Origin of the sequence: Bremerella alba, from assembly GCF_013618625.1 — a bacterium.
Classification (GTDB): Bacteria; Planctomycetota; Planctomycetia; order Pirellulales; family Pirellulaceae; genus Bremerella; species Bremerella alba.
The window spans coordinates 355,720-381,791 of sequence record NZ_JABRWO010000002.1 but is presented as its reverse complement, the minus strand read 5'-3'; the positions used below and the strand labels follow the sequence as shown (position 1 = coordinate 381,791).

The following is a 26,072-nucleotide window of genomic DNA, read 5'->3' as shown; positions in this document are numbered from 1 at the left end:
CCATGAGAAACAGCCGCACACTCGCCCGGTTGCGAAACGGAGAACCGGTTCGCATTTGCTCGCTCGGGCACTTCATCCCGTCGTATGTCGCCCATGCCGCTCGTCACGGTTACGACTGCATCTGGCTCGACCTCGAGCATAACCCGATTTCCACCGAGGAATTTCGCAGTCTGATGCCGCACTTCCACATGCACGACATCGACTGCATGGTTCGCCCCAAGACACGCGACCGAACGTCTTTGTATCGCTATCTCGAAGATGGAGCGACCGGTCTCTTAATTCCCCATGTGTCGACGCCGGAACTGGCACAGGAGCTGGTGGAAGTCGTGAAGTTTCCACCGTTGGGAGACCGGGGAATCTGTGGCGCGAACCTCGACAGCGACTACCTCGGACACAACTTGAATGACTACATCGAGCATGCCAATCGAGAGACGTTCCTGGTCGTTCAACTCGAGACTCCAACGGCCATCGAGAACGCGGAGAAGATCGCCAGCACGCCAGGGGTCGACGGCCTGTTTGTCGGGCCCGGCGACCTGGGCATTCGCGTGGCCCACGATCCCACGGCCATGAGTGTCGAAGCCGCGATCTCGCATGTTGCCGAAATCGCAACCAAGAGCAACAAGGCCTGGGGACTGCCCGTCGCGGCCGAAAGTATCCGCACCCGGCGAGACCAAGGCGCTCAGCTGTTGGCATATGGAAACGACTTCCTGGCGATGTTGCAAATGCTGGAGCAGTGGTCCGGCGAATTCACGGACGCCTTGGCTCCTGCGAGTAACGGCATGGTGAAACCGGCACACAGAGCATGAAACTCCAAGGCAAAACGATTATAGTTACGGCCGCGGGCCGGGGGATCGGGAAAGGGTGTGCCGTCCAGTTGGCACGCGCGGGGGCAACCCTCGTGATCAATGATCGCTCCGGCAGCGAAGACCTTGCAGCGACCGTGCAAGAGCTGTGTGACTTGGGTGCCGACGTGAAGGGCATTGAAGCCGATGTCTTCACCCGCACCGGGTGCGAAACCCTGTTGAAAGAAGCGCTGCAGCAGGCCGGCCCCATCCACGGCCTGGTGAGCTGCCCCGCGTTTCAGCGAGTCTCTGCCTTCCTTGACTTGAACCCCGAAGACTTTCAGCGCGTCATCCAGGGAACCCTTTTCAGTGGGTTCCACATGAGCCAGCTTGTTGCCCGGCAAATGGTCGACCAACAAATCGAAGGGAAATTGGTCTTCATTTCGAGTGTCCTCGCCCAGCGACCGATGGCACACAAAAGCGCGTACTGCGCCGCCAAGGCAGGCCTGAATCAATTTGCCCAAACGATCGCCATCGAACTGGCCCGCCATCGCATCAATGTCAACGTGATCGAACCAGGCTGGATCGACACGCCCGGCGAACGCGAAGCATTCACGCCGAAGTTCTTCGAGGAGGAAGCCCCCAAACTCCCCTGGGGAAAGCTGGGCACACCGCAAGATATCGGACGAGCGGCCTTGTTTTTGATGTCACCCGACGCCGACTACATCACCGGCACGATCCTTCCCGTGGATGGCGCGTTTCGTTTTCGCGATGGACGCATGCTCGACTAATGCCATCCATCCCGCTTGAATCATTTGCACCTCGCCATTTGCCAGCCTGTCGCTATCGGTGGCGGAGAACCTTGTTGCCTTCCCTTGATGCATGGGAGTTTGCACGTGCGTCTGATCGTTGATGCTCATCTTGACCTGGCCTGGAATACGACCGCTTTCGACCGCGACCTGACCCTTCCGCTACGCGAGATGCGTGCGGCGGAGTCTTCCATGCAGGACGCTCCTCTTCGTGGACGAGGCACCGTCACCTTTCCGGAAATGCGACGCGCTGGAATCGGTCTCTGCATCGCCACACTTCTATCGCGCAGCGGTCCCGACCATCGCCGCTCGCCCCGATACCGCCGGACTGATCTGGATCATGCGACACGCTTGGCCTGTCACGCTGCAGCCCACGGACAACTGGCCTGCTACCGAGAGTGGGAGCGGCAAGGTGACATCAAATGTATTCGTACCCGCAATGATCTATGGGCGCATTGGGAACAATGGACATCGGGCCAGCCCCTGGAAGACCTTCCCATTGGCATGATCCTGTCGATGGAAGGGGCGGACCCGATCTTGTCGTCAGACACGCTGTCGCCGTGGTGGGATCTCGGCCTGCGAGCGATCGGGCCCGCTCACTACGGGCGAAGTCATTTCGCCTGCGGCACAAGCACCGCAGGCCCCCTAACCGCAGAAGGTCGCAACCTGCTGCATGCGATGCAACAATTGGGGATGGCCCTGGATGTCACGCACTTGAGCGACGACTCGATGCGGGAAGCGTTCGATCTATTCGACGGTCCCGTCTGGGCAAGTCATCATGCGTGCCGCGAATTGGTGCCCGGCGATCGCCAATTGACCGATTCTCAGATCATCACACTCGCCCAACGAGATGCTGTGATTGGCGTACCCTTCGATGCCTGGATGTTATCGCCTGACTGGAAACAGTCCGGGGGCGATCGCAGTCGGGTGGGATTGCAGAATGCGGTACACCAGGTCGAACATATTTGCCAACTGACCGGAAGCACGGGCTGCCTGGGAATTGGCAGCGACCTGGACGGAGGATTCGGCACCGAGCAGACCCCGCACGATATGGATTCCATCGCCGACCTTCAGCGGTTTGCGGAACTGCTCAGCGAGCATGGCTATGCCGACTCAGACATCGACGCCATCTGTCACGGAAACTGGCTGCGACTCCTTTCCAATTCCCTTCCTCAATAGACGCTAAACCGCCCAGAGACCGACTTACTATGAATCTCGATCGCATCGAAAACTCTTGGATCGATGATCGCTACAAAGGGATCCCCGGAGGGGGCTCTCCTTTTCGCCTTCGCGACATCGGCCAGCAGGGCTGGAACATTCTGCAAGAAGTTCTGTCGCTGCCGATCTGGTTATCAAATCGCCAGAGCTATACCACAATCGCGCGTGGATGAAGCAATTCCTGAAACAAACAGGGGCCCGGTTCTATCCTCACGGCAAAACGACGATGGCCCCGCAGTTGTTCACCCAACAACTGGAAGATGGAGCCCAGGGGATTACGCCGGCTACGGTTCAGCAAGTTGCCGTTGCCCGGCACTATGGCGTATCGAAGATCTTGCTGGCCAATCAAATCATCGACCGGCCCGCCGCCGAGTTCCTCGTGCGGCAGTTGTTGCAGGTTGATTCGTTGGAGATCTTGTGCCTGGTCGATCCGATCGAAACGGTTCGCTTGCTCGCCGACACGGCCAAGCGTCTTCAGCTACCGCGGCCAATCGAACTACTTTTGGAAGTCAGAATCACCGGAGGCCGCACCGGCGTGCGCGAGCTCGCCTAAGGGGTACAAGTCGCGTCCGAAGTGAAGGAGCATGCCGGCTGGCTACGACTTCGCGGCATGGAAGGCTTCGAGGGCATCCTCTCGGGAAGTAGCGACCAAGAGACCGAACGACTTGTTCGCCAGTACCTGAAAAAACTGTGTGAAGTGGCCGACACGTGTCGTCTATAAGGGCTCATCGATTCCGAGTATCCCATCCTCAGCGCCGGCGGTTCGGCCTTTCTCGATTTAGTGGTCCAGGCACGCGACCACTTCCCGGTTGAGCAGCAACCTGACGCACGACTCGGGCGTCTATCAGAAGTTTCACCAGCAGATGCTAAACCGCTGTCCCCCTTCCAGCGAACCGCAATCGGGGCTTCAATAGGCCCTCGAATTGTGGGCCTACGTGCAGTCGCGCCCCGAACCCACACGAGCCGTGCTCAACTTGGGCAAGCGCGACTGTTCCTTCGGATCCCGGACTGCTCAGGCTTGAGAAAAGGTTTCGTCCGCGCGAACATGAGCGGCCCCAACCGATCGACGCTTCGTCCTATCTGCAATCTTTGAACGATCAACATGCGCTGGTCGATCTGCCAGAGAGTTCGCCTTTAGCTCCCGGCGACATGGTGGCGTTGAGCATCTCGCATCTCGCATCCCTGCACGACGTTCAACAAGTGGAAGCTCATTCCGCTGGTCAGTGAAGCCTACGACGTCACCAGCGCCGTGCGCATCTTCTTCTAAGAACCCGGCATCGTCGGCTAGGGCGGTCGATCAGCAGCAGTGCCTGTGCGGCACGAATACGCACGTCGAGGTCTTCGTCTTGGAGCAGGAGGAGCAAGTCATCACGCGAAGCCTCAATACCAGCTCGCCCGCAAAATTCGGCGGCGTACACCCGGATTGCTGTGTCTTCCGACTGGAGTCCCTTTTGCAGCAAACCGATCGAGTCCAGGTCTCCCTGCATGGCCACCGCTGCCGTGAAGAAGAACCGGTACTTTGCGGATTCGATCTGCTTCCTTCTTGCACGCAAGCGGTCCACATCACTTGCATCGCCATGCACGGTCAGAATCCAGGCCGCGATGCCTGCCACGTTTTCCGCTTCCGCATCCACTAGGGCTCGGATCTTTTGCTTGGCCGTCGGATGGTCGCCGTTGGTCAAAACGGCTGCCGCGAGAAGCTGCTTGATCGGCTGCGAGTCATCCGCAAAGTACGGCAACAGCAGCCGCTTGTCGCCCGTCTGGCCGATCTTGAACAACGATTCACAGGCATGCCAGTGGTCGTGCGGATTCGTGGATCGAAGCACCTGATTGAATACCACCAGCACATCGTTGTTGCCGGCACGAAACAGTTCGCGAGCAAGTCCGCAGCGGTGCTGATCATCCTACCCATATCGAGCTGCTTGGACATCGCCTTGATCACCTTGGCACCATGCCCGTCCATGGTCAATGCTTCCGCCGCATGCATCGACGGCCAGAAGTGATTGCTCGCCAGGCCATCGCGCAGTACCTGCAGGCAGGCAGCTCGCGTTGCGTCCGCATCTTCGGCAGTTGCCACACTGGGCTGCCCAACGAATAGCAGCCCCACGATGGCAACCCAAACGATTTCTATTCGCTGCATCGCACTTTCCACTTTCGATTTAGGGTGAAGTCGTCGCATGAACGCGTTCCTGGATCTGCTTGAGAGAAACCGTTTCACAAGCGACAGGTGCCAACATCGACTCGACCGAGGCGGGACCCTTGAAGCCGGTTCCAGTAACCAGGCACACCACCGTCTCCTCGGCTGAAACCCAGCCTTCGGCGACCATCCAGCCAAAGGGACGGCCTCTGCCGGCTCGGCGAAGATGCCTTCGTCCTGGCAAAGATGCTGTTGGGTTCGATAGATCGCGTCATCCTCAACCAGCACGCTGGTCCCCTGGGTGGCTCGACAGGCCGCAACCACTTCGTGCCCGTCAATGACCGACGCGACCTGAAGTCCGCTGATCTTCGACGTACATCTTACCGCTTGCGCGCGAAGCTGGCCCTCTTTGAGCGGACCGGCGATCGTGTTGTTCCCCCTGGCTGCACGCAATGCACGCGGGGCAGTCTACTCCCCTGCTATGCCAGCGTTTGAAAACCTCGGCCGACCGCCAAGGTCAGCCCTCCCCCTCCAGCGCAGCTGAAAACATGATCGGCATAAAGATCGACCGCGTGCAACTGCTGGGTGATTTCGCGACTGATGCTTTCAACGCCGGACATCCCGATGGGGCCGTATTGATACGCGCTAATCTGCAGCTGCGTTTCCGACTGGCTGCCGGCCTGCATCAGGAAGTCGAACGTCTGCTGCGTTACTTCGGCATCGAGATCAAAGCCGCGGACCTTTTGGATATCCGCTCGGTAAGCCATCATTTGATGCAGCTTCCCGATCGGAGCTCCATCGACAACGGAAATGGTTCACTTCATGCCAGCGGCCGCGCTGTAGGCGGCCAAGGCAGCACCTGTGTTTCCGCTGGAGGTCGCCAGAACATGATCCTTTCCGCGAGCCATCATGTCCGAGATGGCCAGCTACGCGAACCGGTCCTTGTACGAGCCGGTCGGCTTGAGCGACTCGAGCTTGAAGAAGAGGTTCGCCAAACCCATCGCCGGACCAATACGGCGAGAGCGGAGCAGCGGCGTATTTCCTTCGCCTAACGACAACGGCAGGCTGGTTGTGAATCGTTCCCGATGCATCTACGTGAAAACTCCTGGGGAAACTGTCGGTGCTTGAGCGAACAGGGCGTGGCCTGATGACTCCATACCCCGTCAATCTCTAGGCAAGCTCCGGGCATGTAGTTCGCCCTTTCGTCGGCCAGCATCACCATCGTGCGGGCCATTTCTTCCGGCTCGGCAAAACGCCGCAGCGGGATCATGTCCTCCGCAAATTGCCGCAAGTGTTGACTTAAGTTGTCACCATTCTCGGCAACGTAGTGCGCGCTCATTTCTGTCGCGATGGCACCCAAGTTGAGCCCGAGAACTCGAATGCCGCTCGGGCCAAACAGCGCCGCAAGTTCGTACGTCAGCGCGTCGAGACCACCTTTCGCGGCCACATATGCAGGGCAAATGACGGGGGCCATCTTGGATTGAATACTGAAAACGTTCAGGATGACGCCGCGCCCGATGGCTTGCATCTTCTCGCCACACCACTTCGCCAGGAAGGCCGGCGCCGTTAAGCAAATACGAAGCGTCTTCTCCCATTCTTCGAGTTCCATCTGACGCATCGTGCCGATGTTTCTCCAGGCGGCGTTATTGACCAACACATCAATCCGGCCGAATTGCTCGAAACAGCTTTCGACGGCCTCTTGGGCAAAGCTCAGGTCGCCCAGGTCTCCGGCACAAACGGCGGCCTGAGCACCGTCGATAGCGACCCGCGAGGCAACGGCTTTCAGGTTCTGGCGATTCCGCGCGACGAGAAAACAATCGTAGCCATTGCCGATAAACCCTGCAGCGGTGGCCGCTCCCAAACCTTGCGAAGCGCCGGTAATAAATGCAACAGGACGATCGTTCATCGCGCGGCTCCTTTCACCGTTCGGTCTCCTCAAGAATCACCGCCAGGCAGTCGCCTTTTTGCACGACCGGCAATGCCCTCCGCGTGATCAGCATTCCCTGCTGCGACGAACGAATGGCGGTTTCCTGTCGCGTTTCGAGATCAAGCAAATACCCCAGCGAATAACCAGGAACGACCGAAGCTTGCAGCTCGATCAGCGGACGATAGTAGCCTGCGTGCGGTGCGGGATAGTTGCGTTGCAGATGCCCACTCTGCGCTTGATCGTCTTCGACCACGCAACGCGTGTCTCCGCTTCATCGACGTCGCCCGCCAGCATGTCCAACGCCATAAGCACCCGCAGACAGCCCTTCACGTACGCCTCGACGCCAGCGGCCTGGCTACCTCCGCCCCCTCCCCACTCGGCATAAATAGCCGGGACCTTCGCGTCGCGTGCCGCGGAAAGCGAACGCCCTTCCAGCTGGGACGACGTGCCCCACACAATCGGCAAGCCGAATGCCTGAGCCGTGCGTCGCTGGCATTCGAGCACACTCGCGTCGGCCACCAGCATGTAGCCCACCAACGGAGCAATCTCCATTGCCAGGCCACCGGTGTGCAGGTCGATTAGAAAGTCGGCCTTCTCGATCAACTGGGTTAGCTCGAAAGCAATCTGCTGCGTCGCGGTTCCCTCGGCATGCCCCGGAAAGGTCCCCGCCAGGTCCAGGTCATCGTTACCGACTCGGCTCTGCCGCAAAATGCCGGGCGATTGGCGATCGGCACCAAGACAAACTTTCCCGTCAGCTCAGCAGTATCTAACGCCTCGGCTAGGCGATAGACGGCCTCGATCGGTTCGTACTCGTCCCCGTGGATGCCGGCCAGAATCAACAGGCTCGGTCCGGTGCACTCTCCTTCGATGGCGATAGTCGGTACGGTCATCGCGTGGAAACTTCCAACGATTCAGAACACGCCAACTCATCGTCCGTCGGCGAGGGCGCAGAACGCAGTGTGTGAATGGTCAGCCCGGTCAGATCTTTTTGCAGGGCGGGAATCAACCAACTGGCCAGGTAACCCACGGCAACGCACGTCACGGTGCCAGCCGCGCCGGCCAGGTAAACATGGATCGAGCTGCTCAGCTGCACCAACCCGGTGGCGACCGCTCCCGATAACAAGCCGATCAACGCTCCCAGCCAATGGGCTCGGGTCGTGAAGACCGCCAAGACGAAAACGCCGGCAAGACCTCCGCCCAGCATGCCGATCATTAAATTGAAGTAATCGAACAGCGAGGTAATGCTAGACAACCCCATCCAGTTCCCAGCACGCCTATCCCCAGCGTTAACATTCGAGCGACTTGCAGTTCCTGGTGCGGCGTCGTCTCTTTTCGCAGACGCAGCCAGAAGTCATTGACAGATGCCGAGGCGATCGCGTTCATGCTGGAGTCCAACGAGCTCATCGCCGCCGCAAAGATCCCGGCAATCACCAGGCCGGCGACGCCCACCCGCAGCTCGCGTACGATGAACCAGGGAACAATCTGATCGGCGCTTTCAGGTGTCGGCAGTTCAGGATGCACTTCGTAGAAAACCCACAACGATGTCCCCAGCGTCATGAAAAGAATAGCCGTAGGAATGCTCATCAAGCCATTCAGCCAAATACTTCGCGCGGCGGCCTTCTCGTCTTTGGTGGTCAGGTAGCGTTGGATGACCGTTTGATCGGTCGTGTACGAGACCAGGTTGATGAAGAAGAACCCGATGATCAGCACCCAGCTCGTGGTCGCATCGAGTGAAGTCGATCAGTCGAAGATCGTTGTTTTCTCGGCGGCATGAGCCAGGTCCCAGGCAGTCGTCGGGCCTCCGACTGCCCCGACCGCCGCCCCCAGACAGATAATCGCTCCACCGATCAAGACAACGACCTGCACCACGTCGGTCCAGATTGCCGCTTCAATACCACCCAGCACCGTGTACGTGGTGGCCAAGGCTCCCATGACCACGATTGCCAATAACACGTTCAAGCCGGTCGCGGCCGAAATGGCGACCGCAGGCAGTAGCAAGACGATTCCCATGCGGTCTACCTGGAACGCAATAAACGTCAAGCTGGCCAGCCAGCGAATGACGACGTTGAATCGATATTCCAGGTACTCGTAGGCGGTTTGAACGTTGAGTCGGCGAAACAGCGGCAAAATGAAATAGATAATCAGCGGGGCCAGCAGCTGAATCGTCCAACTGCTGACCAGCCGAGTCCAGTTGCCGCCGGGGGTGAACGCCAACGCAGGCACCGCTATGAACGTAATCGCCGACAACTGGGTACCATAGATCGACAGACCAGCTGCCCACCAAGGGATACGGTCACCAGCTAAGAAGAAGTCACGGCTGTCCGATTCGCGACGTGAGAAGAAGATCCCTACGCCGATCATTCCCGCGAGATAGACGGCCAGGACAACCCAATTGATCCAACTGAAGGAAACCGGCCCAGGCTGCTCGGCGGCACCGACTTCCTGCGCGGTCACGCCGCAGGTTGTGCTGAGAACCATCGCAAGAATCAGGCCCATTCGTTTCCACTGCATACTATCAATCCCCGGTGCCGTTACGAGCTGGAATGAAAAACAGGTCGCTTCGTTTCGTTCTCGATCAAACGTTGAATAGGTGCCTGAGCCAACAAGCGGGCACGTTGCTTTTCATCGAGTCGCTGTGATGGTTCCGGGGCCATTTCGACTGGGATACCCATCGCATTGAGCACGGCCGTCACCGATCCAAACAGTCCCGCTTCCCGAGCAACTGGCAGGAATGCCGAGAGTTCCTCTTGCAGGCGTTTGGCTTCCGCAAAATCTCCGCGATCGGCCGCTTCGGCCAAGGCCCTGGCCTGATGAGGGAACAGCGGGAACAGGCCATCGAGGTTGTCCGGCACACCCAGGCGAATCAAGTCCGCCACACGTTCCGGTTGAGCCGGAACGATCCGCGTACGATCACCAATGCGATTCCACAAATCAACGGTCCACTGCCAGGTTCGCGTACATTTCAGGCCGTGAATGTTGGGATGCTGGATAACCTGTTCGATTAACTCCAAAGAGAGTTCTGTCCCGGTCAGCCCCGGCAAGTCGTATAGAAAAAGGGGCCGCTGGGCGACGTCGGCCAGCTGCCAGTAATAGCTGCGGAGTTCCGCTTGCGAGAACTTCATCAGGTACGGCGTCAGCACCACCAGCCCATCGACGGCGTATCGTTCGGCTATACGAATGCGGGCCAGCGTTCGCTGATAACTGGTGTCACCGACACCCACCCACAATTCACAACGACTGGCGACGCAAGCCGCGCTGACCTCCACCAATTGCTGGTGCGCCTGGTCGGTCTGAAGCTGCATCAGCCCCATGGTACCGGCCGCCAGAATCCCATCGATGCCGGCGTCCAGCTGCGCTTCGAGATGAGCCGACAAGCCGTCGGCGTGCAGATTGCCGTGCGAGTCGAGCGGAGTACAAATTGCGGAGATTAATCGTGTAGCCATAAATCGAAGGAGACTCCCAGGGGGATGCGTCGGGTTGGCAGTTGGCAAATCGCAGTGACGAAACCGCACGCGGGCACACATACGTGCGAGCGCATCATCGGATTGTCACCGTCACCGCTTGTCGTGTTAATCCAATTGGAAGTCTTGCTTCAACCGCTTCTCTTCAAGGATCACCGTCACCGGCTGAATCTCCGACTTCTATCTGTACTTAGCCGGCAAGATCTTACGACGTGTCGTTACCTTTTGCGTGGGATCGCTCAACGGCACGTCTTCCCCTTCATACCCTTCGATCTTCACGTTGTAGGTTCCCAGCATCAGCCCGAAACGCCCGTCCAGTTCGTAGTTGCCATCGACAACCGGAACCGTTCGGGCCGGGGCTTTCACCCCTTGGGCTGGAATGAACTTCACCACGCCTTCTTTAACCGGAGCACCTTGGTAGACGACGTTTCCTTGAACGGAAATCAGGTCGGGACCACTGGAGGAATAACACCCGAGCGTCAACATCAACAGACAGAGTAATGACAATGTGTATTTCATGGCACTCATCGAGACCTGCGTACGATTTGAAAGAATGAGACGGAATGCCTGGAGCCAACGCCGGCCCCAGGCTCATTACAAACGACTTAATACTCTTCAACGACTTCGCCGCCGTTGATCGTCGTCAGGTCCAAGAGCGCATCCAGCTGAATGTTCTCGGAAAGGAATCGAACCTAACCATCTCCCAGCAGTGCTTGGCATCCACTGGGGTGATATCTGCCGGGTCCGTTGAATGCGTCGTTGGAAAACGCCCAACCGCTAAGCAGTGGAAAGTTCGCATTGATGCCGCTACTGGTTGCCATGACTCCGCCGTAAGCTCCCCATCCCCAGATGTCATGCGATCCGGGTCCGTTGCCGACACTCTCGGCGAATGCCAAGGTGTTGCTCGTTCCATTGACAATGTCGCGAAACCCTGTCTTCGAGTTCAGAAAGAACATGCCGTCCTTGTCGTACCCGACCGAGCTCACTTCATCGCGAGCCTGGGTTCCATCGCGACCGCTATGGGCAATCGGCCATACGCGGATGAGGATCCCGATCAGAATGACCCTCAGAAAGCGAGCCCCAGATACTCCCCACAACGGAGTATAAAATCAACCGATGTAGATGGTAACGCTAACACGATGTCAGCTGAGTTAACGGTAAACGCCATTCGATGGCCAGTTCGTGGGGATTCGGTCGAGCAACGCGGCCTTAAGCAAATTGTAGTTGGTTGCGATAGCCCACGACTTTCGGACAGTGGCGGGGGCCGGGATAATGGTTCCTGAAGGAGGTCCGAATAGTGGACGAACAAGCGAAAAGAAAACGCCCCACCTACAGCGATGAGTTCAAGCAAGACGCCGTGCGGTTGGTGGTTGAAGAGGGATACTCGTTTAAAAAAGCCTGCCAGGCAGTTGCCGTGTGCGAGGCGACGCTGCGGAGTTGGCATGTCAAACTAGATCCGCCGCCAGAGCCATGCGGTGAGAACGCGACCATGGAGGAGATGCAGGCCGAATTGAAGCGACTTCGCAGACAGCTCAAGCAGACCGAGATGGAACGCGAAATTCTAAAAAAAAGTTGCGCCAGGCAAAGTTCGGGAAAGGGGGAGTGATCATGACATGATCGCATGAAACCTTTCATCGGAACCCAGTGAGTTGAATCTCACCCGGCAGAGCTTGACCAGCAGCCGGAAGCGAGTCTTGCGTGGTGTTCGGGCAACCGACGCTGCGAAGCGTAGACAGCGAGTCCAGAAGCCATGCTATTGAGCCTCGAAAGAGGATTTCACGTTGGAGCTTTCGTTTTCTTTTTAGCGGGAGCCGTGCAACAACCGCGTTTTGGTGAGCGGCCTGTTGTCCGACCGGGGTCGAAGAACATGTGCAAATGGATCTTGGGGTTCCCCGGAAACCTGGGAGGCCCTCTTGTTTCCACGTAACTTTCCGGATGAGAGACCGGATGACCAACTCTCGGTCCATCGTCCGGCTGTGGTGTCGATGGAAGATACGAAGCGAACCGCAGCGAAACGTGGTACCGCCGAGTGACGCGACCCGAAGCGAGGCGGGATGAACGAGAGGGAGTCGGAGCGTCCTGATAGTACCGCCGAAGTCGGGGAACCTGCCGCTCAGCGGGGACCCGGTGGAGGGAAGCGGGACGTCACATTAAACAACCGGTGTTGGGACCTACGTCAGGTGCTCAGAAACTTGAATAACGTATCCTCGAAACAGCACCGGATAGCCGAGTTGGCGAAACGTTCGCCTGAAATGGTTTTCACTAGCCTCCATCACTTGATTGATTTGGAATGGCTACTCGAAGCGTATCGCCGCACCCGCTGGGGGTCGATGGCCAAACGGCCGTCGACTACGAAGCGGATCTCACGGCCAACCTGCAATCGTTGCTGAACCGGATTCACTCGGGAACCTACCGCGCACCTCCAGTGCGCCGGGTTCAGATACCGAAAGCGGGCAGCAGCGAAACGCGACCGATTGGTGTTCCGACATTTGAAGACAAGCTGTTGCAGCGAGCCGTGCTCATGCTGCTGGAGCCGATCTACGAACAGGACTTTCGTGACTGCTCATACGGTTTTCGTCCCGGCCGTTCGACACATCAGGCGATTGATGCGACGTGGCGACATACGATGGATCTGCGAGGCGGTTTTGTTCTGAAGGTCGATCTACGTAAGTTCTTCGATACGCTGGACCACGGCCATCTCCGAGCGTTTCTTCAGCGACGAGTTCGCGACGGCGTACTATTACGCCTAGTCGGCAAATGGCTGAACGCGGGCGTCTTGGAGTCGGGTAACGTGAGTTACCCAGACTTTGTCAGCCCGCAGGGTGGAGTGATTTCGCCACTGTTGGCGAACGTCTATCTACACTACGTTCTGGACGAGTGGTTTCACAACGATGTTCTGCCGCGGATGCGTGCCCGGGCCCATCTGGTTCGGTACGCGGATGATGCGGTGATGATCTTTGAAGTGGAATCGGACGCTCGTCGTGTGTTGACCGTATTGGACAAGCGTTGCTCAAAATACGGTCTGACAATTCATCCGGAGAAAACGCGGCTCGTTGACTTTCGACGGCCGCTGTTGTCTCCGGGCAAGTCCGGAAATGCCCCTAATAAATCCGAAACGTTCGATTTACTGGGGTTCACGCATTACTGGAGCCGCTCTCGCAGCGGCAAGCGAGTTGTCAAACGCAAGACGATGTCCTCCCGTCTGACTCGTTCCGTTCAGGCCATTGGCAGTTGGTGCAAAGCCCATCGCCATGATCGGCTGGTCGACCAGCATGCTGCACTATCTCGGAAAGTCCGAGGACACGACGCGTATTACGGAATCACGGGCAACGGTGAGTCGCTGCAAACGTTTCGCTTTCTGGTTCATCGCACATGGCGTCGCTGGCTCAGCCGTCGACACCGCAAGCGGAAACTCGATTGGGACAAGTTCAACCGGCTACTCGTCTCGTTTCCGCTTCCTCAACTGCGAGTTGTTCACTCAGTCCTCAAAGATCGCGAGGCAAACGTTTGATGTGAAGAGCCGTATGCCCTAATGCGGGCACGTACGGATCTGTGGGAGCCAACGGCGTACTTCGCGAAGGAGTCGACATGAGGTACGCCTGGATTGCTCGGCACCGAGACTCCTTTCCGGTGGCTGCCATGTGTCGACTGCTAAAGGTAAGCCGCTCTGGCTTCTATGCGTCGGTTGAGCGGCCATTGAGTCCGCGTGCAGTTCGTCGCCAGAAGATTCATGCTTCGGTTCGTCAGGCATTCGATGAAAGTCACGCTAATTACGGTTCGTATAAGATCGCTCAAGAGCTTGCTCAGCGGGACGATCTGGAGTCGGCCTGTCGCAACACGGTGGCTCGTGCCATGCGTGATTTAGGCCTGAAAAGCTGCGTGACGCGCAAGTTTAAGCCGACTACGACGCAAAGCGATCCGTCGAAGCGGCCCGCGGCGAACGTGCTGGATCGCGACTTCACCGCCGAGGCACCAAACCAAAAGTGGGTGACCGATATCACCTACCTGCCGACAGCGCATGGCTGGGTTTACCTGGCGGTCGTAATCGACTTGTTTAGTCGCAAGGTGGTCGGCTGGTCGTTGAGTGATTCGCTGGAGACTTGCCTGGTGAGCAATGCGTTGCGAGACGCGATCGAAAAGCGATCGCCTAAGCGGGGAGAACTTCTGCATCACAGCGATCGCGGCTGTCAGTATACGAGCGACGCCTACCAGCGAACACTGCGGACGATGGGCATCACCTGCTCGATGAGTCGCCGCGGCAACTGCTACGACAATGCGGTGGCCGAACGGTTCTTCTGGTCGCTCAAACACGAATGGACGAAGCATCACAAGTACGACACGCTGGAAGATGCTCGGCTGAGCGTGTTCACATACATCGAAACGTTTTACAATCGAACGCGACTCCACCAGACGCTGGGCTACAAGTCGCCCGATCAATACGAAGCCGAACACGCCCCGGTATTAGCGGCGTAAAACGACGGCCCGCCACTGTCCGAAAGTCGTGGGCTATCGCACTACTTCCCTTTCGGCTCATGTGTATGCCTGAAAAACCTATTCTCGTCTCACTCTTAACGCCGACCGTTGTCGAGTACCTATCGCATATATGGTTCAACCTGTCGTTCCTCAGATCATTAGAGATTGGTTTGTCGGATAGTCGCTTTGCATCCTCACCTGGGAAGCCCAAGAAGTGATGTAACCAGGTCGTCAAACGGATCGGTCAATTGCCCAGATTCTCAAATCAGAGCCTTTTTCGGTATCGGATTTACCTCTACATTGTAGGTAGGGAACTCGGATGCTGAATACACGCGAGCAGTCACGCTGTGTGCACTATGCTTGCGGAATTTCACGGCTTTCATCTTTGACCTGTGCGGATTGAAATACGAGTGGCGCAACGGATATTTGAGGGATGTGTGGTGACAGCTCAGGGTCTTCCGGAAGTGATCTCTTGACTCATGTTACAGTGGTTTCGGATTGCTGCCGATCTGAATGCGAATCGTGCGAAGGAATCGTCGCCCCATTTTCTGACGACTTTGAATCCTTCATTGAGAATATTCGCCCACGAGCACAGTAGTACCGCGATGATCTGTGGTCGGAATGAGATAGAAGCAGTTTGTGCGATGCGACTATACTAAGCCCATATCTTCCTTGCGTCGTACCCCTGCTTTTCCGCACGCGACTCCTAATTAATTCCTTTGCTCAACTTGCCCCTGCTATCCGTATTTGATTAGCCCCGTGCCTGTTCAAGTCCAGTGGCTCTTCAATGCGAGAGCTAAGCGATGCATCCCCATCGGTACGGTCCATTTCCGAACTTCGCGAGGGGTTTTAATTACCAATTGAGCTTAGGACCGACCGCCCTGCTGAGGCTTTGCCCCATGAGATAAACAGGAGATCGAGTTTTTCGTTTTCGGAGCAAAAATCGTCGCCAAACATGGCTCAATGAATTGTTATGGAATGATTCCTATATTTCCGTACAGGAATTGATACGCGTAAACCCAAAAATGGAAATGAGTTGCGGAATTCACTGTGAAAGTGGTATCCAACATAGTTGTGTCCACGACTACCGTTGTTTCAACTTTCCCGAAACCATGCCTAGGACAGAATCGCCTGCAGGTCTTCGGCTGATAGATTCTTCAGCAGTGAGCTATCGGCCGAGATGATTGCTTCGGCCAACTTGCTTTTCTGCGATTGAAGCTCAAGGATCTTTTCTTCTACCGTGTTCTTGGCAATTAAACGGTATGCAAAGACCGGGTTGGTTTGGCCGATGCGGTGGGCTCGGTCGATGGCCTGGGATTCGACTGCGGGATTCCACCATGGGTCGAGCAGATAAACATAGTCCGCTGCCGTCAAGTTCAAACCGGTACCGCCTGCTTTCAGGCTGATTAGGAATACCCGGCAGTCCGCGTCGTTCTGGAACCGGTCGACTCGAGATTGACGATCCTTCGTTTTTCCGTCCAGGTACTCATACGAAATCTTGACATCCTCGAGGCGCTGTTTCACGATCGCCAGCATTTTGGTGAACTGGGAAAAGACGAGCGCTTTATGACCTTCCGAAACGACTTCATCAAGTTGTTCCAGAAGTAGCTTCAGCTTGGCCGATGGCTTACCGCTATGGGCAGGATCGATCAATCCAGGGTGACAGGCCGCTTGCCGCAAACGCAGCAGTGCCTCCAAGACATGAATTTTTGTTTTCGCCATACCTGACCGGGCAATCTTCTGATTCAAACTGGCCCGGTAGTGATCGCGTAGCTGGTCGTATTGTTTTTGCTGCGAGGGAGGCAGATCGCAGTAGAGCCGCTGCTCGGTCTTCTGGGGAAGTTGCGGAAGCACTTGAGCCTTGGTGCGTCGCAACAAAAAGGGAGCCAGGCCTTGGCGAAGAACATCGACCTGCTGCTGGTCGATTTCCGATCCTTTGCCGGTCAGGTTCTTGAAATTTGAACTCGTTCCCAGCAGTCCCGGGTTGAGGAACTCCATCAGTGACCACAGTTCGCCCATATGATTCTCGATCGGAGTGCCAGAGAGGGCCAATCGATGCCGGGCATTGAGCAGTCGGCTTGCTTTGGCGGTTTGCGAAGCGTTGTTTTTGATTGCCTGAGCTTCGTCCAAAATCGCATAATCCCAACCGATCTGACTCAAGCGTTCGATATCTTTTCGCATGGTTCCGTAGGTTGTTAGTACCAGGTCGAACGGATCAAGTTCGGGATGTTTCTTTTTGCGATCGGTCCCTGCGTAGATCGCTACGTTCAGGCGCGGAGAGAATCGCTCGGCCTCCAGTTTCCAGTTATGAACGACACTGTTGGGGGCGACGACCAACGATGGGCGTTTCTCCTCGCTCTTGGGCGACCGTCGCTTGCGTGCTGCCAGCAGTGCCAATACCTGGACTGTTTTGCCGAGGCCCATATCGTCGGCCAGGCATCCGCCAAAGCTGAATTTCTCCAGAAAATTGAGCCACCCTAAACCTTCCTGCTGATACTTACGCAGGTTCCCCTGGAATGATTGCGGCGGCTTGGCAGGCTTTATGCCGTCGAATGACTGCAGCTTCTTGCGAATGGCGTAAAACTTTCGGTCGACTTTCAAAGACGCCGCTTGGCCAGCCGCCGACAGCATCGAATCGAGCAACAATGCCTGGCTCGATTGAAAGCGAAGACTGTCCTCCTCGGATCGTTGGGCGAACCCGGTAACCACGCCGAGTGTTTCTAACCATTGTTCGGGCAGCATACCTTGCGTGCCGTCACCCAGACGAATATAGCGTTCCCCATTCTTCAGCGACTTCAGCAGGTCTGGCAGCGAAACAACCTGGCCGTCGAAATTTGCTTCGCCTTCCAACTCGAACCAATCGACCTTCGAACGCACGTTCAGCGAGAGCCCGCTGCTCTTACGGACCGGCACGCCTTCGGCATGCACTTCCCAGTCCTCTTCGATCAGTTGGGCGGTAATTTGATCGAAGCTACCTGCCGGAAAAACGTGACGTCCAGGAGAGGTTGAGCCAAGATACGTTGTCCTCAAGGAATTCATGCCCAACTGATGCAACCGATCGAGCAAACGAGCTTCCTCGGTTTCATTGGCGCGGATCACTTGCAGCGACTCGGCATCAGGCCAAATACGTTGAGTGCTGTCGAGCGCGGCTTCGTGCTGTTGGTAGAGAAAGGAGACGTCGGCAAACAACACCGGGTCGGAACCCTTTCGGTATCGACGCTTTGTATCGCCCGGTCTGGCTTGAACCACTAATTTTCCGCGCGGGTGACCTTCCACCGAAGTCAAGTTTAGCCGCTCGTCACCCAGGATCTTGCCTGGCGATCCATGGTGCCACAGTTCCTCGATCAACGCAGCCTGGTCTTGGTAAGGAACGAGCAATGAACCCTGACGACTAAGCAGTTCCAACCAGCGACGATCGGCCGGCAAGTCGAAGCGGGCAAGCTGGTCGTCGATCAAGATCAGACCGGTCGGGTAGTAACGAACGCAATCCGAAAGCGGGCGAACCTGACGACCGGTTGTTAGTTTCCCGGTAATTTCCCAAGCTTTTTTAGAATCGACACATTGGGCGCTCAGTTGAAAAGACCACGCGGTATTAGCGTCCCAACCAATTGGGCGTGCTTCTTCCCATGAACCGTATCGTGGCAAATAGAAAAACCGATGTGTATTGGCCAGCATCGGCAAAACAAACTCATATAGTTCCGGTTTTAGCTCAATCTCCGCGGGAGAGTCGAATTCATGCCAATCCTCATCCAGGTCCTCCATTTCGGTTAGGTCTAGGTTGGCTTTCAACAACCCAAGCAGACGGAGGTCGTCTGGGCCGGCAACGCTGGCGAAATTGGGGTCGTCCATTTGAAATGGAGTGGCCTCTCCCCACGATCCATCATCCCGTTTCTCTTGCTGGTAAAGCAAGACGATAAGAGCGTGTGAGGCGATTTGAGGTTCGAGGCAGAACAGTAATTGCCGAGGCCGCAAATTCGCGAGCGTTGCCGACCTGGAGAGATGGTTTGAGTGTGAAGGACGCACGGCACGACCGAGTTGACTCTTCCACGATGGAGTTTTTACGGCATGACTGCCTCGCTTTTTCGAACCTCGTGAATTATTCGCCAACCCAAGTCGGTCAGCGAAAAGGATGGCAGCCCACAGATGCTTACAAAAGTTGCCCCGATCATAATGAGGGCAATTGCATTCCATGCCGTTGCGAAGGCCATTTTCCCAATCAAGCAGCACCGTATACGGCTCGAAATCAGAACCCTCTACTTCAAAAGAAGCCCAGGAATCTTCGGAATTTACCACATGAACTCGCCCTGCTGCTGCGTACTCTGAACCGCGCTGGCGAACCGACTTACCGAAGAGCATGATGACTTGCACCACAAGGCTCATGTGACTTCCCTGCAACGAAAGATTCTGAGAAAATCCAACCATCAGGGCTCAATATACTGTTTGCCCACACTTCAGGAAACGATCGCCCCCAAACCTTCCCGAAATGAAAGATCTGCGGCCTCAAATCCAACTTCAATGGAGCCGCGTTCAATCGAACGCCGAAATGCGACGTGGTTTATTGCAGCGACCAACGCGATCCCTTGAATACGACCCATGACGAGGCGCTCGCGTTTGCCACCGCAGCCGACGAAGCGTTTGGTGTGAGAAAAAAACGCACCGTCGACTTCGACAAAAAGAAGGCTGCCAATGACGTCAAGAAGAATGATTAGTCAGGAGAATTGTCAACGATGGCTGACGCGCTTTATATTTCGGCGACCTTTCTCAATCCCCAATTTCATGGACGGGCCGCTGGTGGTGATGCCGAATGGCCTCCTTTGCCACTGCGGCTATTTCAGGACTTGATTGCCGGCAGTGCTGACGAAATTGCCGAGACTTCTGATTTGACCGAGGCATTGACCAGGTTAGAGCAGCAACCACCACCGGCAATTGTCGATCCACGCGTACGGAAAGGGGCCTCGTATCGTTTGTCGGTTCCCAACAACGCCATGGACGTAGTGGCTCGAAGCTGGTCGCGCGGAAATTGCTTTGGCAATGGCGATGCCAGACCGGTCACGCACAAGACAATGAAAACGGTTTCACTGCAATGTTTGCTTGAAGATGAAACGGTACGTTACCTTTGGCCTTTAGATTCACAATATCGTCCTGAAGACCGCTTGCTGCGCTTGCGGCCGCTGCCCGCCTTGGGGTGGGGAATTGATCTGGTGGTAGGCAATGCCCTGGTGATAAGCCAGGAATCCCCCGATGCCCCAAGTGACTGAGACGTGGCGATCGACGAAGCTTGTTGCCAATAATGCTTTGCGTGTTCCAATCAGTGGGACATTGGCAGCGTTGAAATCTCGCCATCAAGCCTTTCTGTGGAGGATCGACAACCAAGGCTTGCTGCCCCCCCGACGCGTTCACTCAGTTCGATAAAGTAGCATATCGTCGAGCGAGTGATCCACCGCAGCTCCCCTGTGCGGCGTTCGAACTTCTTACGGAAAAAGGAGCCTGGTCTGCCTACCCTCAGCAAAAAATGATGAAGATGGTCGGCATGGTTTGACACCTGGCCATCCAAGTCATGAAGCAGTCTTCTCCGTATGGATGCGACGAACAGTGGGGCGAGCGCTATGTCGCCGGGCATGCAGGGAAATCAAAGTCACAGCATCGGCAGTTTTCGTATATTCCCATGCCATCGATTGGACACAAGCACGGAGATCGGTTCATTCGCCGCGCTTTGATTACTGCGCCTGCCGGGGATGAACAGTGGCTTCGCCATTTGGCAGAACGACTTCAGGGTGAATTATTGAAACCAGAAAAGGCGTGCGAATTTGAAGAGGGACAGATTCCGCGTCTACTAAAAATCCCTGGCGACTCGGTGACCCGTTGCTTTACACGGGCCAGCAATGTCTGGCATAGCGTCACGCCGGCCATCCTTCCTGGCCACGATGACCACATAACATCCAAGACACAGAGACTAATCGAAAAGGCTTTGGCAGATTTCGGCATCGTGCAGCCATACCAGTACAAATGGAACACGGTCTCACGTTTTCCCAAGTCCTTCTCGGCCCATAAGACCGATCGCAATAAACGCCCGGCCGGCTACCTTCGGCTCGATCACCTTCTGTCGCAAACGGCCGTGCATTTGACGCTCCGATTTCAGGACTCCGAGCCATTCGGACCATTAATCATCGGAGGAGGCAGATACTATGGATTCGGCTTGATGGCTAATGTGTTCTCGGACACCTAGGGAAAATGCATTGGGAAACGCATGCATCCCAGAGTATTTGAATCCAGGCTCATGAGGGTGTAGCAAAATATAGTTAATCGCCCAAATTTGACCTGGATTTGTCGCTATATACCACAATTTTCAAACCCTGAGTGGCGGCCTGAATAGCTCTGTTTTCCCTGTACTTCTTGATCGAATCCGCTCTCGGAATTCTACTTATCGTCGATGAGAATCAGAGTAAAGTTGGGGGGATTCTCGGCACGAGCAACCGTAGAGAAACCACAGAACACAGCGACCAGCAGAAGGAGACGCAACATAGCACTTGGGACCTGGATCCCGAGGGATGCGAAGAGGGGGCATGAAGGACGCGAGGTGCTCTGATTGTATTACGTCGCCGGCGTGTTCTGCAAACTTTCCGCTGAGGCCCCAGGGACAACGAATCACTTTGGTAAACAGACGGGTTCTAGGAGTTCTTCAACAGAGAAGCGAGAACGTGGCCATGGACATCGGTCAGACGTCGCATGATTCCATTCTGATAGTACGTCAGGCGCTCGTGATCCAATCCCAACGCATGGAGCGCCGTCGCGTGAAGGTCGTAACAATAAGTCGGATGATCCAGGGCCTGAAATCCTAACTCATCGCTTTGACCGTAGCTTACTCCTCCTTGGATGCCACCGCCGGCCATCCACGACGTAAAGGCGCCCGGGTTATGATCGCGTCCTTTGCCACCCTGAGCAGCCGGCTGGCGACCGAACTCACTGGTGCAAATAATTAGTGTCGAATCGAGCATGCCTCGCTGCTTGAGATCCGTGATTAAGGCACTCGCGCCTCGATCGAGAATGGCTCCCCAATAGCCATGATCCCGCGGCAAGTCTTCGTGACTGTCCCAGTTGGGACGTATTTTCTCCGCGGTCGTGTTTTCGGCGCCGCAGAAGACTTGCACGAACCGTACGCCACGTTCGACCATCCGACGAGCCAACAGGCATTGTCGTCCGAACGAACCGATCTCTTCGTGTTCGGTGGCATACATCTGGTGGGTTGCTTGGGTTTCCTGACTGAGGTCCATCACTTGCGGTGCGCTCAGTTGAAGTTTGGCGGCCAGTTCATACGAAGCAATCCGCGCTTCCAGCATCGAATCGCCCGGACGCTGTTCCGCATGGTGGCGATTCATGGCTTGCAGAAACGCACGGCTATCGTCTTCGGAGGCTTCACTAAGCGGAAATCCTTGCGACGGAAACAGGTCGGCAATGGGGGGCTTATCCTTGGCCGACTCAATCACCGTTCCCTGATGGACCGCAGGCAAGAAGCCTGCTCCCCAGTTGATGACACCGCCTGGGGGAAGTCCCCGTGGATCCGGCAGGACGACAAACGCCGGCATGTTCTCATTTTCGCTTCCCAGGCCGTAGGTCACCCACGATCCCATCGCCGGAAAGCCGGGTCGTATGAAACCGGAGTTCATCATAAACATGGCGGGACCATGCAAAGCCGATTTACTTTGCATCGAATGAATGAATGCCATGTCGTCAACACACCGCGAAAGATGCGGGAACAGGTCGCTCATCCACTTTCCGCATTCACCGTGTTGCCGAAATTTCCAGAAGCTGGGTTGGCAGTTGCCTGGTTTGGATGCGAAGAAGGTCAGCTTGCCATCCGGGTCGAACGGTTTACCGGCTCTTTTTTCCAAGACCGGACGATAGTCCCAGGTGTCGACGTGACTAAGCCCGCCTGGGCAGAAAATCTGAATCACATTCTTGGCGGTCGCCGGGTGATGTCCGGTCTTGGTGCTGTCTGCCGCATGAAGCGGATCTCCTGCCAACATGGACGCAAAAGCCACAGCACCCAATCCGCCTCCACTTTCCAGCAGAAACCGACGGCGAGACATCGCGGGAACATTCTCAGATGGTTGGTATTCACTCATGAGACTAGTCGATGTAAATAAACTCGTTGGTATTCAGCAGTACGCGGCACAAAGCGGATAAGCCATGCTCTTCAATCAGGTTGATGCTGGCCGTGTGTTCTTGCTCGGTCGGCAAACGCCCAAGGACGGACCGAAACGCTGCCACGCTTTGCTCGGCCGGGGCTTCCTGGGAGGTTTGCTCGATACGCTGGGCAAGATGTTCGGACTGCTGCAACATGAAGTCGTTGTTGAGAAGCGTTAACGATTGCAGGACCGTCGTCGTCACGTTTCGATTCGGGGTTAAGTTCGCCGGATCAGGGCAGTCGAGCGTCATCATGTAGGGATGCGGCGTGGTTCGGACGATAAACCGATAGATGCTGCGACGCCATGACTCGGGGCGATCGGTACCGGTGTACTCATAAATGGGAGCGTAGGCTTCCTGATAATCGAAGTCACGAAAACCAGGGCCGTACATGGTGAGATCGAGGGTTCCGCACGCGGCCAACACCGAATCACGGACCGATTCGGCATCGAGTTTCCGAGCGTTCATCCGCGACAAGTATCGATTCTCGGAATCTACCTTGTCCGACTCGGGCCGATGAACCGAACTCTGGCGATAGGTCGCACTGGTGACGATCAAACGGTGGAGTGCTTTCAGCTTCCATTGGTTTTCGAGAAGTTCCGCGGCCATCCAATCCAACAGTTCAGGATGCGTGGGAATTCCCCCGGCAAGGCCGAAGTCGCCAGGCGTATCGACGATGCCTGTTCCAAAGTGATAGTGCCAGAGACGATTGACGATCACACGACGCGTCAATGGATTGCCGGGATTGGTAATCCATTTGGCGAGCGCAACTCGTCGTTCTCCTTCCGGCGTATCCATGGTCCCCAGCGAATCCGGGAGCCCCAGGCAACTCAGCGTTCCCGGAGTGACGGTTTGCGTGGGATCTTCCGGGTTTCCTCGACGAAGGACATGAATGGTCGCAGGCTTCTCAGAGGCAATTGCATAGATCTCTTGAGGTTCCTTCAGCGATTTCAGTTGCCCATCGAGTGCTTCCCACTCGCTGCGTAAAGCCTGGATTCGTTTTTCCGCTTCGGAAGAGGGGGCATGTTCATGGGCGTTGGTAATCCGAGGATTGCCAAAACCAACCTGGTCATGAGAGATGCCATTGCCGCCATCGGTCGCCATGATGGTGAGAAACTGGCTTTCCCTGGGAATCTCGATCTCGACAGGAATCAGCCCATCTTGGGCACCGATTCCGACATGCTGTGTCTTGAGTTGTCCATCGACATAGACCGATGCGGTCGCCCCGTTGATTGCCGTTTGGCCGAAATAGCCAACCTGGGTAGAGAACTTAAGCGTTTCAGCCCCGATGGCCTCGCGTAGTTTTTCCAGATCGAAGGTGATCGCGCCGTTGGCATGAATCATCAACAAGGAATGCTCGGGATTGCTGAAATCGGTTCCTCCCAGCTTCAAGGTAAACTGCGACTTGACGGCCCCATTGCGAATCGCATCCCATGTAAGTCCCGAATTCTTGGGGACGTCGTACACACGGAGACCGGTTGAAGCGATGGGAGTGCCCTCTTGGTTGAAGTCAGGCACGACAACACCGTCGACAAGTGGCGAAGAAACGACTTGATACTTGTTTAAGGCGACTGCTTCGCGAAAGCCCATTTTCCGCTCGACCGCTTTTCCGGTGAGTGCATCAATCCCTCGCCCCAAAGCACCCGTGCCGTCCCCCAGGCCTCCCCCGACCACATCGGCCAGATCGATTGCCTGGGGAAGCAGGTCGCGCAGTTGGCCGCGAATCTCTTGCATACGAGACTTCAATTGTTCTTGCGTCTGTTGGTAGTTCTGTACCTCGACGGCGTCCAATGGGCGGAGTGATTGGCGAACTCCGGCAAAGACGGCCCAAAGCGAATAGTATTCCTCTTGGGAAATGGGATCGATCTTGTGGTCGTGGCAACGCGCGCAGTTCACAGTCACTCCACACGATGCGGTCATGACTTGCGTGGTCAGGTCGTCTAACGCGTCGGCTTTGGCAGCACGTCGCAAGACATCACTTTTGGTTTCGACCTGGCCGACGTAATCCCAAGGTCCTGCTGCGAGGAATCCGGTTGCGGCAATCGCTTCCGGCTGCTCTGGCCAAAGGACATCGCCCGCGATCTGCTCCTCCAGGAACTGGTCGTACGGCTTGTCCTTGTTCAAGGAGCGAATCACATAATCGCGATAGGGCCAGGCATCGGGACGCAGCATATCACGCTCGAATCCATGCGTATCGGCGTAGTGCGCAATGTCCAGCCAGTGGCGTGACCAGCGTTCGCCAAATCTGGGTGAATCGAGATACCGATCGACCAGCTTTTCGTAGGCTTGGGGATCGGGATCGTTGATGAATCGTTCGATCTCTTCAAAAGAGGGAAGCAGGCCACGCAGGTCGTAGGAAAGCCGGCGAATCAGTGTCCGGCGATCTGCCTCGGGAGAAGGGGTCAGACCTTTCTCCTGAAGCTTAGACAAGATAAACGCGTCGACAGGATTGCGTTCCCACGGGGAATCAGCATTCTGAGGCACTTCCGGTCGGGCCACCGGTTGCCAGGCCCAATGATCCAAACGATTATCATACAGCGCTGCACGATCGGCCTCGGTTTCCTGCCAAGAGGCTCCTTCATCGACCCATCGCTTTAACAGGCCAACATCATCCGGCGAAAGACGCTTTCCTTCCGGAGGCATCATTTCAAACTCGTCGTGGCTGGCCACACGACGAATGAGTTCGCTTTCTCCGCTCTTGTCTGGTTCAATGACCTTGCCACTGTCTCCCCCTTGAAACGCAAGAGATTTGGCATCCAGTCGCAATCCACCACTGCTGGTTTCCGCACCATGACATTTCACGCAGTGTGCGGTCAGAAGCGGACGAATCTGCTTTTCAAAATCGACTTTGGATGATTCACCATAGACAGGCAGCGCAAACGCCATCAAAGCAAAGCCCCAAATGCAGATCCGCAGACGTTGATTCTTGGCATGCAATACGAACACAAGCAATTTCCCTCATGAATACCAGCGCGAGCTAGTGCGGATACTCCTAACATCAGCTCGCTTTGTTGATGGCAATCCCTGATATGGTTCTCAGACGTTACTCCGATCCCAAGTCGAAATCAAAAACGTTTTTCT

At 56.1% G+C, this 26,072-nt stretch carries 23 protein-coding genes and 3 pseudogenes; 13 read left to right on the top strand and 13 right to left on the bottom strand.

The window, feature by feature from the left end; genetic code table 11:
- Positions 1–2 precede the first annotated feature (2 nt).
- The 7 genes from HOV93_RS04730 (at position 3) to HOV93_RS26560 (ending at position 3,831) form a co-directional block, all read left to right on the top strand.
- Complete coding sequence (locus HOV93_RS04730; protein ID WP_207395313.1) at positions 3–806, top strand: HpcH/HpaI aldolase family protein; 804 nt, start codon at positions 3–5, stop codon at positions 804–806.
- The gene (locus tag HOV93_RS04725; RefSeq protein WP_235989814.1) at positions 803–1,573 is read left to right on the top strand and encodes an SDR family NAD(P)-dependent oxidoreductase; all 771 of its coding nucleotides are present in this window, start codon (positions 803–805) and stop codon (positions 1,571–1,573) included. The genes HOV93_RS04730 and HOV93_RS04725 overlap by 4 nt, the downstream gene beginning before the upstream one ends.
- Before the next feature lie 105 nt (positions 1,574–1,678).
- On the top strand, positions 1,679–2,770 hold the full coding sequence (locus HOV93_RS04720; RefSeq protein WP_207395311.1) for a dipeptidase: 1,092 nt from the start codon (positions 1,679–1,681) through the stop codon (positions 2,768–2,770).
- 29 nt (positions 2,771–2,799) lie between these two features.
- Entirely contained in the window at positions 2,800–2,982 is a 183-nt protein-coding gene (locus HOV93_RS04715; RefSeq protein ID WP_207395310.1) for a hypothetical protein, read from the top strand.
- Positions 2,979–3,362, top strand: a complete 384-nt coding sequence (locus HOV93_RS04710) for a hypothetical protein (RefSeq protein WP_207395309.1) — start codon at positions 2,979–2,981, stop codon at positions 3,360–3,362. The genes HOV93_RS04715 and HOV93_RS04710 overlap by 4 nt, the downstream gene beginning before the upstream one ends.
- 21 nt (positions 3,363–3,383) lie before the next feature.
- The gene (locus tag HOV93_RS04705) at positions 3,384–3,530 is read left to right on the top strand and encodes a hypothetical protein (protein ID WP_207395308.1); all 147 of its coding nucleotides are present in this window, start codon (positions 3,384–3,386) and stop codon (positions 3,528–3,530) included.
- Between the two features lie 202 nt (positions 3,531–3,732).
- Complete coding sequence (locus HOV93_RS26560) at positions 3,733–3,831, top strand: hypothetical protein (protein WP_390813830.1); 99 nt, start codon at positions 3,733–3,735, stop codon at positions 3,829–3,831.
- Between the two features lie 216 nt (positions 3,832–4,047).
- On the opposite strand, the gene HOV93_RS04700 is transcribed toward HOV93_RS26560, so the two are convergent.
- The 10 genes and pseudogenes from HOV93_RS04700 to HOV93_RS04635 form a co-directional block, all read right to left on the bottom strand.
- Positions 4,048–4,635, bottom strand: coding sequence for a HEAT repeat domain-containing protein (locus HOV93_RS04700; protein ID WP_207395307.1), 588 nt, complete (start codon positions 4,633–4,635; stop codon positions 4,048–4,050).
- 333 nt (positions 4,636–4,968) lie between these two features.
- The gene (locus HOV93_RS04695; RefSeq protein WP_207395306.1) at positions 4,969–5,190 is read right to left on the bottom strand and encodes a hypothetical protein; all 222 of its coding nucleotides are present in this window, start codon (positions 5,188–5,190) and stop codon (positions 4,969–4,971) included.
- Positions 5,191–5,425: 235 nt separating this feature from the next.
- Positions 5,426–5,947 (bottom strand): annotated as a pseudogene (locus HOV93_RS26555) (PLP-dependent lyase/thiolase).
- A 47-nt stretch (positions 5,948–5,994) separates the two neighbouring features.
- Complete coding sequence (locus HOV93_RS04680; RefSeq protein WP_207395303.1) at positions 5,995–6,852, bottom strand: SDR family NAD(P)-dependent oxidoreductase; 858 nt, start codon at positions 6,850–6,852, stop codon at positions 5,995–5,997.
- Positions 6,853–7,044: 192 nt separating this feature from the next.
- Positions 7,045–7,763: pseudogene (locus HOV93_RS04670) on the bottom strand (succinylglutamate desuccinylase/aspartoacylase family protein).
- Complete coding sequence (locus HOV93_RS04660; RefSeq protein ID WP_207395299.1) at positions 7,760–8,125, bottom strand: hypothetical protein; 366 nt, start codon at positions 8,123–8,125, stop codon at positions 7,760–7,762. The pseudogene HOV93_RS04670 and the gene HOV93_RS04660 overlap by 4 nt, the downstream one beginning before the upstream one ends.
- A pseudogene (locus HOV93_RS25610) lies at positions 8,086–9,234 on the bottom strand (sodium:solute symporter). The gene HOV93_RS04660 and the pseudogene HOV93_RS25610 overlap by 40 nt, the downstream one beginning before the upstream one ends.
- A 170-nt stretch (positions 9,235–9,404) precedes the next feature.
- Positions 9,405–10,316 (bottom strand): dihydrodipicolinate synthase family protein, encoded by a 912-nt coding sequence (locus tag HOV93_RS04645; RefSeq protein WP_207395296.1) that lies wholly within the window; start codon positions 10,314–10,316, stop codon positions 9,405–9,407.
- A 198-nt stretch (positions 10,317–10,514) separates the two neighbouring features.
- Positions 10,515–10,853, bottom strand: coding sequence for a hypothetical protein (locus HOV93_RS04640; RefSeq protein WP_207395295.1), 339 nt, complete (start codon positions 10,851–10,853; stop codon positions 10,515–10,517).
- A gap of 173 nt (positions 10,854–11,026) precedes the next feature.
- Positions 11,027–11,431 (bottom strand): DUF1559 domain-containing protein, encoded by a 405-nt coding sequence (locus HOV93_RS04635; protein WP_261358564.1) that lies wholly within the window; start codon positions 11,429–11,431, stop codon positions 11,027–11,029.
- A 200-nt stretch (positions 11,432–11,631) separates the two neighbouring features.
- Between HOV93_RS04635 and HOV93_RS04630 the strand changes: the two genes are divergently transcribed.
- The 3 genes from HOV93_RS04630 to HOV93_RS04620 all read left to right on the top strand — a co-directional run bounded on the left by HOV93_RS04630 (position 11,632) and on the right by HOV93_RS04620 (position 14,807).
- Positions 11,632–11,940: a transposase gene (locus HOV93_RS04630; RefSeq protein WP_207395293.1), complete on the top strand. Its 309-nt coding sequence runs from the start codon at positions 11,632–11,634 to the stop codon at positions 11,938–11,940.
- A 684-nt stretch (positions 11,941–12,624) separates the two neighbouring features.
- A complete protein-coding gene (ltrA, locus tag HOV93_RS04625; RefSeq protein ID WP_207395292.1) occupies positions 12,625–13,845 on the top strand; it encodes a group II intron reverse transcriptase/maturase in 1,221 nt (406 codons plus the stop codon).
- A gap of 41 nt (positions 13,846–13,886) precedes the next feature.
- A complete protein-coding gene (locus HOV93_RS04620; RefSeq protein ID WP_315853344.1) occupies positions 13,887–14,807 on the top strand; it encodes an IS3 family transposase in 921 nt (306 codons plus the stop codon).
- A 1,116-nt stretch (positions 14,808–15,923) separates the two neighbouring features.
- On the opposite strand, the gene HOV93_RS04615 is transcribed toward HOV93_RS04620, so the two are convergent.
- On the bottom strand, positions 15,924–19,187 hold the full coding sequence (locus HOV93_RS04615; RefSeq protein ID WP_207395290.1) for a DEAD/DEAH box helicase: 3,264 nt from the start codon (positions 19,185–19,187) through the stop codon (positions 15,924–15,926).
- A gap of 200 nt (positions 19,188–19,387) precedes the next feature.
- Between HOV93_RS04615 and HOV93_RS26110 the strand changes: the two genes are divergently transcribed.
- The 3 genes from HOV93_RS26110 to csb2 (HOV93_RS04605) all read left to right on the top strand — a co-directional run bounded on the left by HOV93_RS26110 (position 19,388) and on the right by csb2 (HOV93_RS04605) (position 21,033).
- Positions 19,388–19,516 carry a hypothetical protein gene (locus HOV93_RS26110; protein WP_261358563.1) on the top strand — a complete coding sequence of 43 codons (129 nt, stop codon included), beginning with the start codon at positions 19,388–19,390 and terminating at the stop codon, positions 19,514–19,516.
- Positions 19,517–19,534: 18 nt separating this feature from the next.
- Complete coding sequence (gene csb2, locus HOV93_RS04610) at positions 19,535–20,065, top strand: type I-G CRISPR-associated protein Csb2 (RefSeq protein WP_207395289.1); 531 nt, start codon at positions 19,535–19,537, stop codon at positions 20,063–20,065.
- A gap of 299 nt (positions 20,066–20,364) precedes the next feature.
- Positions 20,365–21,033: a type I-G CRISPR-associated protein Csb2 gene (gene csb2, locus HOV93_RS04605; RefSeq protein ID WP_207395288.1), complete on the top strand. Its 669-nt coding sequence runs from the start codon at positions 20,365–20,367 to the stop codon at positions 21,031–21,033.
- A 442-nt stretch (positions 21,034–21,475) separates the two neighbouring features.
- Here the strand turns inward: csb2 (HOV93_RS04605) and HOV93_RS04600 are convergent, their stop codons facing one another.
- Positions 21,476–22,930, bottom strand: coding sequence for a DUF1501 domain-containing protein (locus tag HOV93_RS04600; RefSeq protein ID WP_207395287.1), 1,455 nt, complete (start codon positions 22,928–22,930; stop codon positions 21,476–21,478).
- Positions 22,931–22,934: 4 nt separating this feature from the next.
- Positions 22,935–25,937 carry a DUF1553 domain-containing protein gene (locus tag HOV93_RS04595; protein WP_207395286.1) on the bottom strand — a complete coding sequence of 1,001 codons (3,003 nt, stop codon included), beginning with the start codon at positions 25,935–25,937 and terminating at the stop codon, positions 22,935–22,937.
- Positions 25,938–26,072: the final 135 nt, after the last annotated feature.

Coding starts and splice junctions, on each gene's coding strand:
- HOV93_RS04730 (WP_207395313.1), top strand. CDS start 3: ATGAGAAACAGCCGCACACTCGCCCGGTTGCGAAACGGAGAACCGGTT.
- HOV93_RS04725 (WP_235989814.1), top strand. CDS start 803: ATGAAACTCCAAGGCAAAACGATTATAGTTACGGCCGCGGGCCGGGGG.
- HOV93_RS04715 (WP_207395310.1), top strand. CDS start 2,800: ATGAATCTCGATCGCATCGAAAACTCTTGGATCGATGATCGCTACAAA.
- HOV93_RS04710 (WP_207395309.1), top strand. CDS start 2,979: ATGAAGCAATTCCTGAAACAAACAGGGGCCCGGTTCTATCCTCACGGC.
- HOV93_RS04680 (WP_207395303.1), bottom strand. CDS start 6,852: ATGAACGATCGTCCTGTTGCATTTATTACCGGCGCTTCGCAAGGTTTG.
- HOV93_RS04645 (WP_207395296.1), bottom strand. CDS start 10,316: ATGGCTACACGATTAATCTCCGCAATTTGTACTCCGCTCGACTCGCAC.
- HOV93_RS04640 (WP_207395295.1), bottom strand. CDS start 10,853: ATGAAATACACATTGTCATTACTCTGTCTGTTGATGTTGACGCTCGGG.
- ltrA (WP_207395292.1), top strand. CDS start 12,625: ATGGCTACTCGAAGCGTATCGCCGCACCCGCTGGGGGTCGATGGCCAA.
- HOV93_RS04615 (WP_207395290.1), bottom strand. CDS start 19,187: ATGAGCCTTGTGGTGCAAGTCATCATGCTCTTCGGTAAGTCGGTTCGC.
- csb2 (WP_207395289.1), top strand. CDS start 19,535: ATGGCTGACGCGCTTTATATTTCGGCGACCTTTCTCAATCCCCAATTT.
- csb2 (WP_207395288.1), top strand. CDS start 20,365: ATGAAGCAGTCTTCTCCGTATGGATGCGACGAACAGTGGGGCGAGCGC.
- HOV93_RS04600 (WP_207395287.1), bottom strand. CDS start 22,930: ATGAGTGAATACCAACCATCTGAGAATGTTCCCGCGATGTCTCGCCGT.